Below are 13,046 nucleotides of genomic sequence, written 5' to 3' on the forward strand. Positions count from 1 at the left end.
GAATGCCTGCGCGACGCAGCGCGTCGGTGTCAGTACGCGTTGCTGCCGGTGAAGCCTTTCCACAGCGTCAGCACGACGATCTTGATGTCGAGCCAGAACGACCAGTTCTGCATGTAGTACAGGTCGAGCTTCACGCGGCCCATCATCTTCTCGATCTGGTCGGTCTCGCCGCGATAGCCGTTGATCTGCGCCCACCCGGTGATGCCGGGCTTGATCCGGTAGCGGAACATGTAGCCCTTGACCAGATCCTTGTAGATGTCGTCATGTGCGAGCGCATGCGGGCGCGGGCCCACCACCGACATCTCGCCCTTCAGCACGTTGATGAACTGCGGCAGCTCGTCCAGGCTCGTGCGGCGCAGGAACCGGCCGACCGGCGTCACGCGCGAGTCGTTCTTGGTGGCCTGCGTGACCTGCCCGGCCGCTTCCTGGTGCACCTTCATCGAGCGAAACTTGTAGATCTCGAACTCGTGCCCGTCGATGCCCTTGCGCTTCTGCCGAAAGAACACCGGCCCGCGCGAGGTCAGCTTGATCAGCGCCGCGATCAGCACCATCACCGGCGCGAGCGCGGTGAGCGCCGCCAGCGCGAACAGCCGGTCGAACACGAACTTCGGCAGGATCCGCACGTCGGTGATCGGCGACGCCGCGAGGTTGATCGCCGGCACGCCGAGCACCTCGACCACTTCCTGGTTGAAGAACGACAGCGTGCGCACGTCCGGGATGAAGCGGATGTTCACGAAGTCGTGGCGGAACACCGTCACGATCTGGTGAATCCGGCGCTCCTCCGTGATCGGCAGCGTGAGCCACAGCTCGCTGATCGCGCGGCTGCGCACCAGCCACACCAGCGATTCGAACTGCCGCTCGATGCGCACGTCGTCGAGCGCGACTTCGCCCGGCGCCTCGCTTTCGTCGTACACGCACACCGGGTTGAAGCCGGCTTCCGGCCGCGCCCGCATCTGCGCGATCAGCCGCCGCGCCGCCGGCGTGCCGCCGACGATCGCGACCGCCTTCAGGTTGTAGCCGCCGCGGCGCAACTGGCGCAGCACGACGTGCACGCAGGTCTTCGAACCGGCGAGCAGCGCCATCGTCACGAGCGCCCAGTAACCGAGCCACAGCCGCGACAGGTCGCCCGACTGGTGAAAACTGAAACTCATCAGGATGCCCGCGAGCTCGACCGCGAGCCACGCGAACGCCACGCGCACCACCAGCCCGACGAGACGCTTGCCGCGCCACGACTGGTAGATGCCGACGGCCGGAAAGAACACGACGACCAGCAGGCAGTCGAACAGCACCGTCGTGCGCTGCAGGTCGCTGAGCCCGATGCTGCCGTCGTGCAACGCGGCCGCGATCAGCGCGCCCGTCACGACCATCGCGATATCGATGACTCTCGCCAGCACGCTCAACATGTCTGTTTCCTCTTCTTTGAACAGGCGTTTGCCGAACAGCGCCTTGCGCGACCCGTGCCGCACATTCGATTCAAACGTTGCATGACGCTATTGAAGCGACAAGAAAATTCCGCCTCAAGCGCACAAGTATTTCGAAAAATAATCGGAAATTCTTGCCGCGATCTTTTTTAATTAAATCGGCAGGTTTTCCCGAATCGGGCCCGAACGAGGATTTTTTCTGAATCTTTACGCTTTCCGCTCACCCTTTGCAGGCGGGCATGACAGGCGCACGACCGGAATTATTTTTTATTTTTTTATTTGCGGCCGGTGCTACCGCGGAAAATTCTCCCGGATGACGGTGCGGCGGATATCCGGCATTAGGTCCGGTTTTATTGTCGATTTACTTCATGCTACAACGACAGGCACTGACTTCAACCGTGGAGAGTGTCATCATGAATGCTCCGGCAGTGGTCGCCGAAACGCGCCATTCTTCTTCCGCCGCACCCGATGCCGGTACGCCCGATGCCGGTACGCCCGCAGCCGGTACGCCCGCAGCCGGTACGCCCGCAGCCGGTACGCCCGCAGCCGGTATGCCCGCAGCCGGTATGCCCGCAGCCGGTATGCCCGCAGCCGGTATGCCCGCCGTCGGCACCCGCCTCGCCGTGCAGCCCGTGATTCTCGCCGGCGGTTCCGGCACGCGCCTGTGGCCGATGTCGCGCGAGCGTTTTCCGAAACAGCTGATCGGCCTGCTCGGCGATCATTCGCTGCTGCAGTCCACCGCACTGCGCCTCGACGGCCTGATGGCCGAGCACCCGCTGAACGACGACGTGCTGATCGTGTGCGGCGAGGATCACCGCTTCACCACCGCCGAACAGCTGCGCCTGACGGCCAAGCACGCGACCATCATGCTCGAGCCGCTCGGCCGCGACACCGCGCCCGCGCTGACGCTCGCCGCGTTGCGGCTCGTCGCCGGCGGCAACGACGCCGTGATGACCGTGATGCCCGCCGACCATGCGGTCGCGGACGTGCCGCGCTTTCACGCGGCCGTCGCGGCCGGCGTGCACTGCGCGGCACAAGGCAAGATCGCGACGATGGGCATCGTGCCGACGCACGCGGAAACCGGCTACGGCTACATCCGCGTCGGCGCGCCGCTCGGCGACGCCGGAACGGCCGCCCTCGACGTCCGCCGCCTCGACCGTTTCGTCGAGAAGCCGCACCTCGAACTCGCGCAGCAGTACGTCGCGTCGGGCGAATACTGGTGGAACAGCGGAATCTTCATCGTGCGCGCGTCGGTCTGGCTGAAGGCGATCCGGCAACTCGAACCCGAGATCTACGCGGCCTGCGAACAGGCCGTCGCACAGGGCAAGGAAGACGGCGATTTCTTCCGCGTCGATCGCGATGCATTCGCCGCGTCGCCGTCGAACTCGATCGACTACGCGGTGATGGAGCCGCTCGCGAGCCTGCCGCAACTGTGCGAAAGCGTCGTCGTGCCGCTCGACGCGGGCTGGTCGGACGTCGGCTCGTGGGACGCGATCTGGCAGATCTCGCCGAAGGACGACGCCGGCAACGTCGGCCGCGGCCACGTGCTGTTCGAAGGCGCGGACTCGACGTTCGCGCATTCGGAAAGCCGGCTCGTCGCCTGCGTCGGCACGCAGAACCTGGTCGTCGTCGAAACGCCCGACGCCGTGCTCGTCGCGGATAAATCGCGCGTGCAGGACGTGAAGAAGATCGTCGGGCACATCAAGGCGCGACAGGGCACCGAAGCGACCGATCACCGCAAGGTGCATCGTCCGTGGGGCCACTACGACTCGGTCGACACGGGCGAGCGCTTCCAGGTGAAACGCATCGTCGTGAAGCCGGGCGCGCAACTGTCGCTGCAGATGCACCACCACCGCGCCGAACACTGGATCGTCGTGCGCGGCACCGCGCGCATCACGCGCGGCGACGAAACGTTCCTGCTGTCCGAAAACGAATCGACGTACATTCCGCTCGGCGTCTCGCACCGCCTGGAAAACCCGGGCAAGATGCCGCTCGAACTGATCGAAGTGCAATCGGGCGCGTATCTCGGCGAGGACGACATCGTCCGCTTCGACGATACCTACGGCCGGCAGTAACGCGCATGCAACAAAGGGCGCCGCTTCGACGGCGGCGCCCGGGCAAGGGTCTGTTCACGCTAACAACGGGCTTGCGAACGTGCCCTAGGCAGACATGGAGACATGGGACTTCCGCGCGGGCGTCGTGGCACACGACGGCCCGCGCGTGACACGGCAACGGCGATCAGCCCACGCGATACGCGTATTCGCGACGCTCCGCCTGCACGGGATCGTTGCGGCTTTCCGACAGCGCGCCCGCGCGACGCTCGGCGATGAAGCGCTTGATGTCCGATTCCGCGCGCGCCAGCGCCGACAAGCCGGCCAGCACTTCGCCCTGCGGCTCGCGCGCCGGGGCGTCGCTCGCACCGTGGCGATCGATCCACTGGCGCGCCCAGTCGAGCGCGTACTGCTCGGCTTCCTCGGCGTCGGTGAAGCGCGGGCCGATCAGGCCCGAGCGTTCGACCCGACGGTCGTCCTGCGAGATCTCGGCCCACGCGCGATACATCAGGTTCTGCACGGGCTGCGCGATGCCGCTGATCGTATAGCCGCGATACTCGTCGACCTGCGGCTCGGCCGCGGCGAAGCTCGCCGCCGACGCGCGCGCATGGCGCAACTCCGTGCCCGGCGCGCCGGGCACGGTAAACGACACGTCGGCGCGGCCGGTCACCTGGTCCTCCGCCATCGCGCTCAGCGACGCACCCTCGTCCCGCCAAACGTTTGCCTGCGCAACCGGCAATTGCCACGACTCGGGGTTCTGCCAGAACACGCCGCGCAGACGGTCGTTGTCGGGCGCGGGCTCCGCGCGGCGAGCCGGCACGACGGCCTCCGGCGGCGGCGGAATATACGCGAACGTGCGCCCGCTGAACTGGGTCAGCACGTCGATCATCTTCAGCAGCGTGCCGTTCGCGAGCCACTCCTCGTAGCGACGACGGCACGTCGGCCCGGACGGATAGCGACCGGGCAGCTTGGACCAGGCTTCCCCGGTCGTCAGGATCCAGAGCACCGCGTTCGCGACGACGCGCGGTTCGGCACGTGGACGCCCACGACGGTTCAGCCTGATGGGTTCATCGGCGATCAGCGCTGAAAGGCGAAACCACTCTTCATCGTTAAGCTCATCGAAGAACATAGTCGATCTCTCCACGCAGCCAGGCCGGGGCTGCGATTGGCGGCGCCGTCACGACACATCGCGTCGCGGGGCGGCCAGGTTGCACATTATGGTTATCCGGCGTTGTGCATACCGGGCGACACCGCACTTTCACGGTGCCGCGATTCCCGGCAATGGCGCACAAATCGCGGTCTCACTCCAATGTGGGAATTTTTGTGCACGAAGCATACCATCCTTAGGGTTTATCTCAATATGACAATGACTTAATGTTACGCACTGAAACAACCTGCCATCGGCGAGCAATCCATTTACGCTTGAATTTTTTTGCGGGATCTTTATGCCGATGGCTGCAAAGGCCCGGCTGACGGGGCTCCGCAGCGTCTGAGGAATGCGCTGCACCGGTGGTTACAGGCTGGTCCGACCCTTGCCGGCAAGCTCTTCCGGAATGGCTTCCGGAAATCGGTAAATCATGGAAAATTTCGTAACGAGCCATTCACAAATCGGTAAATCATTCAAATTGAGCTAAATCAAATTATCTCGATGCACAATCTTTTTATTGTTTCGCTGCGAGGAATGAAAATACGCTGACGTAGCGCGCCCACTCTGTCCCCGCATGCAAATCCGTCACGCTTGTTACATTTTCGCGGAGACCGGCAAGCGACCGCGCCGCAGGCCGTAGGCGCTGCTGTTCCGGGTCGGAACGGAAAGCCCGAAGCCGGCGTACGCGGCTCCGCGACGACGGCGGCGCTAGCGCAGATCGCCGACCAGCGACGCGGTCACGTCCGCGTCGATGCGCTGCGCCGGCATCGTGTAGGCCGGGTGATCGCAGCCGATCGACAGCGCCGCCCCGCCCTTGAGCGCCGCGCGCATCGGCGCGTCGAACTCGAAGCGGACGAAGTGCACGGCCGACGTCTTCTCCGCGTTGTCGCGCTCGAGATCCTCGTCGGCGATCGCGTAGACGCTCGCGTGCCCGTCGACCCGCAGGTACACGCGATCCTCGACACCGATCAGCCGCGCGAGCGCCGCGCGCCGTTCGATCTCGTGCTCGTACTCGATCTGCATCGTCGCCTTCAGGTTGGTGCCGTCGGGCATCAGCGGCAGATACGCGTCGAGTTCCCCTTCGATGCCGGCTTCGTCGAAGATCTTCTCGATGTGCAGCATCTCGTGGATCTGGTAGCGGATCGTCGTCTCGTCCTCGAACAGGAACCGCAGGTGGTTGCCGAGCGCCACCGCGCGGCGGCGCTTGTACGCGACGAGCCGCGCGTGTTCGGCCTTGCGGATCTTCGCGTACGCTTCGAGCGTCAGCAGGGAGTCGCGGGTCAGCGTCATGGGTGTCCTCGTGGATGGCCGGCCGCGGCTCAGATGCCGTACGCGCGCCGCAGCAGCGTCAGCGGATGCGCGAGCGGCGCTTCCGGCAGCCCGTTCTCGTCGATGCCCTGCACGATGTGATGGCCGGCGAGCGCGCAGTCGGACGACACGACGTCCGGCCGCGGCTCGGCCATCGCCTTGAACACCGGCGCGCCGATCCGCATCGCGTCCGCATGAAATTCCTTCTTCACGCCGAACGTGCCCGCGTGGCCCGAACAACGCTCGACGACGGTCACGCGCGTATCGGGCACGAGCGACAGCGCATCGGCCGTCTTGCGGCCGATGTTCTGCACGCGTGCATGGCACGGCACGTGATACGACACGCTGCCGAGACCGGTCTTGAAATCGGTCTTCAGCAGGCCGTCGCGATGCCGCGCGATCACGTATTCGAACGGATCCCAGAATGCGTCGGCCACCGCGCGCACGGCTGCGTCGCCGGGGAACATCAGCGGCAACTCGCTCTTGTACATCAGCACGCAGCTCGGGATCGCGCCGATCAGCGCATAGCCTTCGCGTGCGTAACGTTCGAGCACCGGGATGTTCACCGCCTGCTTCGCGGCGACGCCGTCGAGATTGCCTTGCTCCAGCAGCGGCATCCCGCAGCACGCTTCGCGCGTGACGAGTTCGTACGGGATGTCGTTGTGCGCGAGGATCGCGAGCAGGTCGTGGCCGATCCCCGGCTCGTTGAAATTCACGTAGCACGTCGCGTAGATCGCGACCTTGCCGGGCGTGCGTTCGCCGTCGCGCACGGGCGGGTTCGCCGAGCGCTCGGCCGCGCGCCGGAACGTGCGCGGCGCGAACTCCGGCAGCCACGCGCTGCGATCGACGCCGAGCGCCGCTTCGAGCGCGTGGCGCGCGGGCGGCGTGCGGTTCACCGCGTTGACCGCCTGCGTGACGACCGGAATGCCGGCGAAATGGCCGAGCGCATCGGTATTCGACAGCACCTTGTCGCGCAGCGTCGCTTCGCCGCGCTTGTAGCGCGCGGCCTTGCCGCGCAGCATCAGGTGCGGGAAGTCGACGTTCCATGCATGCGGCGGCACGTACGGGCATTTCGTCATGTAGCAGAGGTCGCACAGATAGCACTGGTCGACGACCTTGCCGAACGCTTCCTTCGGCACTTCGTCGATGTCGCCCGTCGGCGTGTCGTCGACCAGGTCGAACAGCGCCGGAAACGCGCCGCACAGCGACACGCAGCGTCGGCAGCCGGCGCAGATGTCGAATACGCGGGTCATTTCCGCGTCGATCTCGGCCTGGTCGTAGAACGCTTCGGACCGCCAGTCGAGCGGATGCCGGGTCGGAGCTTCGAGACTGCCTTCCTTGTGGGGCATGAGGCGCTCCCGCATGGCGCGCATGTGCGCAAGCGCACCGCCCGCGCGACGCAGGCGGCGATGAACGAACAGCTGCCGCGTGCCGGTCGCGCGGCGATGCCGTGCGGCCTGCGGCGGCCCGTCAGTCGACGAGACTGTCCAGCGCCTTCGTGTAGCGGTTCGCGTGGCTGCGCTCGGCCTTCGCGAGCGTCTCGAACCAGTTCGCGATTTCGTCGAAACCTTCGTCGCGCGCGGTCTTCGCCATGCCCGGATACATGTCGGTGTATTCGTGCGTTTCGCCGGCGATCGCCGATTCGAGATTCAGCCGCGACGAACCGAACGGCAAGCCCGTCGCCGGATCGCCGACGGCTTCCAGGTATTCGAGATGGCCGTGCGCATGGCCGGTTTCGCCTTCGGCGGTCGAGCGGAACAGCGCGGCGACGTCGTTCTGCCCCTCGACATCGGCCTTCGAAGCGAAATACAGATAGCGCCGATTCGCCTGCGATTCGCCCGCGAATGCGGCCTTCAGGTTCTCTTCGGTCTTGCTGCCCTTGAGTTGAGCCATGTGCGCCTCCGTTCGAGTCGGCGCGGCCGCGTGCGACGCCGGGCCGATCAGGTATGTGGGAACGAAGCACACGCCGGACGCGCACGCTTCGTGCCTTTTAATCTAGGCGCTGGCGTTCGCATCCCCCAATAGGCTTTTTCAATCCGGCCGATAGCGGCCGCCCGCTGCCGGGCGATCGTTCGTGCAAGCGTGCGGGCAACGCGACTTCCATCACGGACCGCGGCCGATATCCGGGCCATGACGAAGCGCGCCGTGGCGATGCGAGTGAAGGACCGGGCATCGCCAACGACGCGACGCCCGGCTTGCCCGACTCGGTACGAGCCGTGCGATCGAGGTTTATCGGACCTTGTCGGCCGGCAACGGACGCGCCATGTAGCTGACGACACGCCCAGGCCCCGACATGCGCCCGAAGCCGGTCACGCCGCCGTAGCTGCTGGTGATGCCGGACAACCCGTTGTACAGGCCGCCCATCACGAGGACGGAATCGTCGCCGTGCAGCGTGCCGTCATTGGTCGTATTGCCCATGATCCGCACGTTGCCGGCGTCGATCGTACCGCGGTTGGTCACGTTGCCCATCGCGGACAGCGATTTCTCCGCGTGCAGCGAGCCGGTGTTGACCAGGTTGCTCATCACCTGAATGTTGCGACCGCCGACCGTACCGCTGTTGGTCAGCGATCCCATGAGCTTCAGGGACTCGGCGCTCCCCAGCGTCCCTTCGTTGACGACGTTGCCCATGACCCGAACATCGCGCCCGTCGACGGCGCTGTCGGCGCCGTTATTGGCCAGACGGCCAGCGATGTCGAGCGCGCCGTCGCTGTGCAGCGTGCCGGCATTGGTTGCGTTGCCGCTGATCGAGACGCTGCGTCCCTGTACGGAACCGTCGTTGTCGAGATCGCCAGCGACGCTGACAGTGCCGCCGCGAACCGTACCGCTGTTGTCGAGCCCGTTCATCAGCCGCAACGCGCCCGCTTGCAGGTGTCCGGTCGACTCGATCCGCGTCTTGCCGGTAGACGAGATCGAGACGCCACCGGCCGATGCGTCCACCGTACCGGCGATCCTGACGCCGGTTTTCGCCGACGCGCCGACCAGCGCCATCGTGTCCGCCTGCAGGCTGCCCGACGCGGACACGTCGAGCGCCACGTCCGGCGCGTTGCCGCTCGCCGGCCCGGAAAACGTCCGCGGCACCGTCTGCTCGAGCGCCGCCGTCCCTTGATGGGCGATCGCGAACAGTTGCTTCGCGCGTACCGCCGCATCGACCTTCACGCCGCGCGCCACGAGATCGAGCTGATTCGCGCTGCTCGCGTCGAGCCCGTCGCCTTCGATCGTGAGGCGGCCGTCCTCGGTCCGAAATTGCTTGACGCGACCGTACCTGTCGAATTCCGTCGTACCCGCGACAAGCGATACGCGGCTCGCGTTGATGAAGCTCGCGCCGTTCACGCTGATCCCGTTCGGGTTCGCGACGATCACGCGCGCCTTTTGCCCCGCGACTTCCGTCGTGCCTGCGAGCACCGACGCGTTGCCGCCCGTCACCTGGTTCAGGATCACCTGCGCCGACCGGCCGCCGAGCCGCGCGTTACCGTCGATATCGCCGGCCAGTCGCGTGTGCGTGCGCTTCGTGCTGTTGTTCAACACAAGGCCGTTCGGACCGACGTTGTATTCGAGGAACCGGTTCGACGAAATGCCGGCGGCGTCCGGTGCATTGATGTCGACGATCGGCGTGCCGTTCGGCGCGGCGCCAAGCACGGGGCGATCGGCTGCGTTCGGGTCGACGACGAGTTTCGGGTTCGTTTCGACGACCGGCGGCTCCGGGTCGACCGGCGGCTTCGTTTCCGCGACCGGCGGCTCCGGATCGACCGGCGGCTTCGTTTCCGCGACCGGCGGCTCCGGATCGACTGGCGGCTTCGTTTCGGCGACCGGCGGCTCCGGCTTGACCGGCGGCTTCGTCGCCTCGTCGTCGTCCGTCCAGTTCCCGCCGATCTGCAGGCCGGACGGCACCGACAGACGCTTCGCGCGCAGCGACCCGCCATTCGAGATCCGGACCTTGCCATCCGACAGCAGCGAGATCGAGCCCGTCACCGCCTCGAGCTTGCCCGAGATATTGATGCCGACGCCCGCCGACGTGCCACGCATGACGATCGAATCCTCGCCATGCACGCTGCCGAGTTTCGACACGTCGATCGCGACACGCGGCAATTCTCCACCCGTCGCAGCATCGAACGACATCGCCTGCGGATTCTCGATCGCGGCCGTCCCTTGCTGGGCGACCGCGACCAGCTTCTTCGCGTGCAGCGCGGCGTTCACCTTCAGGGTGCGCGCCACGAGATCGAGCTGATCCATATTGCGCGCATCGAGCCCGTCGCCGTCGATCGTGATGCGGCCGTTCTCGGTCCGGAATTGCTTGACGTTGCCGATCTCGTCGAATTCCGTCGTGCCCGCGACGAGCGACACGCGGCTCGCGTTGATGAAGCTCGCGCCGTTCACGCTGATCCCGTTCGGGTTCGCGACGATCACGCGCGCCTTCTGCCCCGCGACTTCCGTCGTGCCCGCGAGCACCGACGCGTTGCCGCCCGTCACCTGGTTCAGGATCACCTGCGCCGACCGGCCGCCGAGCCGCGCGTTGCCGTCGATGTCGCCGGCCAGTTGCGTGTGCGTGCGGCCCACGCTGTTGTTCAGCACCAGGCCCGTCGAACCGACGTTGTATTCGGTGAAGCGGTTGGTCGAAATGCCGGCGGCATCCGGTGCGTTGATGTCGACGATCGGCGTGCCGTTCGGTGCGGTGCCGAGACCGGGGCGATTGGCCCCGCTCGGATCCACGACGAGCCCGGGTTGCGCGAACGCGGGCTGTGTCGCGAGGATCGGCATTGCAAGCGTGAGCGCCGCGGCAAGCGCGGTGCGCACGGATGGCACGGCCGCACGCCGGCGATGATGGTCGAGTTGATGTTTCATGGTCTTCTCGTTTTTCTGAAGATGAATGACAGGCATGGCCCAGGCCACGCCGGATCGGGCCGGTCCGTCGATCGGCCGATGAACGGGCAAACGTGCTTACATGGCGGTTCCCTCCGTGGCATATGGCGAACGCGGGTGCGCCCGCACCGATCAGAAACGGCTCGTAAGCGACATGAGGAACATGGGTTGCGCGGTTCGCAGCGCGCCCGGCTTGTGAAGCGGCATGCCGAGCGCGACGTCATAGCCGAGCATCCGGTAGCCGCCGCGCACGCCGAGCGCGGCGCCGATCAGCATGCGGCCTCCCCGGCCCGCGCCCTCGTCCGCGCCTTCGCCGACGATCTGGCCGGCGTCGAGCGCGGCATAGACCTCGTGCATGCCGAACAACGGCGTCGCCAGCTCGTTGCGCCATAACCAGCCTGAGGCTCCAGCGAGAGTCTGGTTGCCGTCGAACCCACGCACCGTGTAGCGGCCGCCGATCTGCAGGTACTCCGTGGACGGCAGCACGCCGGGCGTGTACTGGAACTGGACGAACCCGCGATAACCGAACGGCCGCGCGCCGATCCGGAACGGGGCATCGGCGCCGAACGCCGCGGTAAACACGCGATAGCGGCCGTCCCACGAGTCCCGACCGTTGATATGGCCGGGGAAAGGACTCAACCCGGCGAGACTTGCGCGCATGCTGATGCTCGCGTCGATGGTCGCGCGCGCGAGCTTCTCGCGATGCGCCGCGCTCACCTCATAGCTGACGATGTCATGGCGCATCACGTCGATACCGATCGGCCCCAACCACGAACGGTCCTCGCGTCGAGCAAGCCGGAAACCGAGCGTGGTCTTGCCGTGACCGGAGCGATACGGCACGTAGCCGATGCCGGTCTCGTAGCGGCGGGTCCGCTGGCCGAACGGCGGCACGACAAGGCCGGGCACATCGTTCAACAGCGCCTGCCGGCTCGTCCACTCGCTGATGCCGAGCGAGAACGACGCATAGCCGATCGGCACGTTCCATGCGGCGCTTTTCGCCTGCGAGCCGATCGCCTTGTTGCCCAGCGATGCGTCCGTGTTGTAGGTGAGGATCAACTGATCGTAGAGCCGCAGCGGCGAATCGATCGCGACGATCGCGCCGAGCTGGTTGCGACCGGTCGCATCGAGCCCGCCGTTGTCGGCCGTCGCGATGAAGCGAAAGCGGCGCGTATCGTCCGGAGGCCGGACGACGATGTCGGTATCGCCAAGCGACGCGCCGGGAACCAGATCGAACGCGGTGGCTGCCTGACCGGGCAGACGACGTATGTTCTCGAGCGCCTGATCGAGATCGCGCACGTTCAGCAACGCGTGCGCGCCGCGCGCAAACGCGATGCGCACCCAGCCGATCCGGCCGCGCTCGTCGTTTATCGCGCCGATGCGGCCGGGAAGCACCTCGATGATCAAGCGTCCCGTCGACAGATCCTGCGACGGAATGCTGACGAGCGACGTGACGTATCCGCGTGCGACGAGACGGCGGCCGATCCGTTCGCGCAGCAGACCCAAGCCTTTTTCACCGATGCAGGCGGGCTCGAACGGGACGGCGTCGCGCAGCCACGGGAATGCGTCGGCGCCGCGCCATTCGATCGTGTGAATGTCGAAACACGGCGTTTCTTCGGGCAATTGCAGCGCGTCGGATTCACGCGGCGGCTTCGCGGACAGCACGTCCGGCCGGTCGAGCATCTGCTGCCGGATCTCGTCGAGCTGTTGGGCCTGATGGCGCTGTGCATTGAGCGGCTGCGCGCCGGACTCGGGGGTCTGGGCAGCCGCGGCAACAGCGAATGCCACCAGGTTCGCGGCGCACAGCGCGCGGCTCGCAATGCGTCGCGGCCGCATGACCAGATCCGGGAAATGACCGATGCGACCGAATCGTATCGGGCCGCGCCCGGTCTCGCATGATGCGCAAGACTGGCGCATGCGGGCGCGTCGCGACTCCGTGGGCTCCATTCGCCCATACTTCTTTTTGTTAACTATCCTTAACACTCGGACCCCGCCCATCGCGCGACATGTCAATCAAGCGCGGATTATGCGAAGCCTTGCATTTAAGTTTCAATTAAAATTATCATCTTGAAATATAATTCGTACACGTATTATTATTTTTTAGCGTCCAATTAGGACATCGCTTAAATCTGCCGACATATCGCGGATCCCGCCGAGAGGCGCCGACTCGTGCGCACCGGCCGGTCATGCCGCATTCGGCGTGTCGTCACCGCACCGCTTCCGGCCGGGCTCGCGAGCATTTCCCGCCGACGCGCCGCGACGGCG

At 66.0% G+C, this 13,046-nt stretch carries 8 protein-coding genes; 1 reads left to right on the plus strand and 7 read right to left on the minus strand.

Going from position 1 to position 13,046, the window contains the following annotated elements; all coding sequences use genetic code 11:
• Window positions 1–29 precede the first annotated feature (29 nt).
• A complete protein-coding gene (locus A9Z05_RS13775; RefSeq protein WP_069618673.1) occupies window positions 30–1,403 on the minus strand; it encodes an undecaprenyl-phosphate glucose phosphotransferase in 1,374 nt (457 codons plus the stop codon).
• Between the two features lie 386 nt (window positions 1,404–1,789).
• Here A9Z05_RS13775 and A9Z05_RS13780 point away from each other — a divergent pair, with 386 nt between their 5' ends.
• Window positions 1,790–3,496 (plus strand): mannose-1-phosphate guanylyltransferase/mannose-6-phosphate isomerase, encoded by a 1,707-nt coding sequence (locus tag A9Z05_RS13780; RefSeq protein ID WP_371090890.1) that lies wholly within the window; start codon window positions 1,790–1,792, stop codon window positions 3,494–3,496.
• A gap of 163 nt (window positions 3,497–3,659) precedes the next feature.
• Here the strand turns inward: A9Z05_RS13780 and A9Z05_RS13785 are convergent, their stop codons facing one another.
• From A9Z05_RS13785 to A9Z05_RS13810, 6 genes are all read right to left on the minus strand, one after another.
• On the minus strand, window positions 3,660–4,601 hold the full coding sequence (locus A9Z05_RS13785; protein WP_069618554.1) for a transposase: 942 nt from the start codon (window positions 4,599–4,601) through the stop codon (window positions 3,660–3,662).
• A 726-nt stretch (window positions 4,602–5,327) separates the two neighbouring features.
• Window positions 5,328–5,909: a DUF3501 family protein gene (locus A9Z05_RS13790; RefSeq protein WP_069618555.1), complete on the minus strand. Its 582-nt coding sequence runs from the start codon at window positions 5,907–5,909 to the stop codon at window positions 5,328–5,330.
• 29 nt (window positions 5,910–5,938) lie between these two features.
• The gene (locus A9Z05_RS13795; protein ID WP_069618556.1) at window positions 5,939–7,276 is read right to left on the minus strand and encodes a heterodisulfide reductase-related iron-sulfur binding cluster; all 1,338 of its coding nucleotides are present in this window, start codon (window positions 7,274–7,276) and stop codon (window positions 5,939–5,941) included.
• Between the two features lie 121 nt (window positions 7,277–7,397).
• Window positions 7,398–7,820 (minus strand): rubrerythrin family protein, encoded by a 423-nt coding sequence (locus A9Z05_RS13800; RefSeq protein WP_006497294.1) that lies wholly within the window; start codon window positions 7,818–7,820, stop codon window positions 7,398–7,400.
• A gap of 336 nt (window positions 7,821–8,156) precedes the next feature.
• The gene (locus tag A9Z05_RS13805) at window positions 8,157–10,766 is read right to left on the minus strand and encodes a filamentous hemagglutinin N-terminal domain-containing protein (RefSeq protein WP_069618557.1); all 2,610 of its coding nucleotides are present in this window, start codon (window positions 10,764–10,766) and stop codon (window positions 8,157–8,159) included.
• A 150-nt stretch (window positions 10,767–10,916) separates the two neighbouring features.
• On the minus strand, window positions 10,917–12,779 hold the full coding sequence (locus A9Z05_RS13810; protein WP_256121986.1) for a ShlB/FhaC/HecB family hemolysin secretion/activation protein: 1,863 nt from the start codon (window positions 12,777–12,779) through the stop codon (window positions 10,917–10,919).
• Window positions 12,780–13,046 lie beyond the last annotated feature (267 nt).

Source organism: Burkholderia sp. A2 (genome assembly GCF_001729305.1).
GTDB lineage: Bacteria > Pseudomonadota > Gammaproteobacteria > Burkholderiales > Burkholderiaceae > Burkholderia > Burkholderia sola.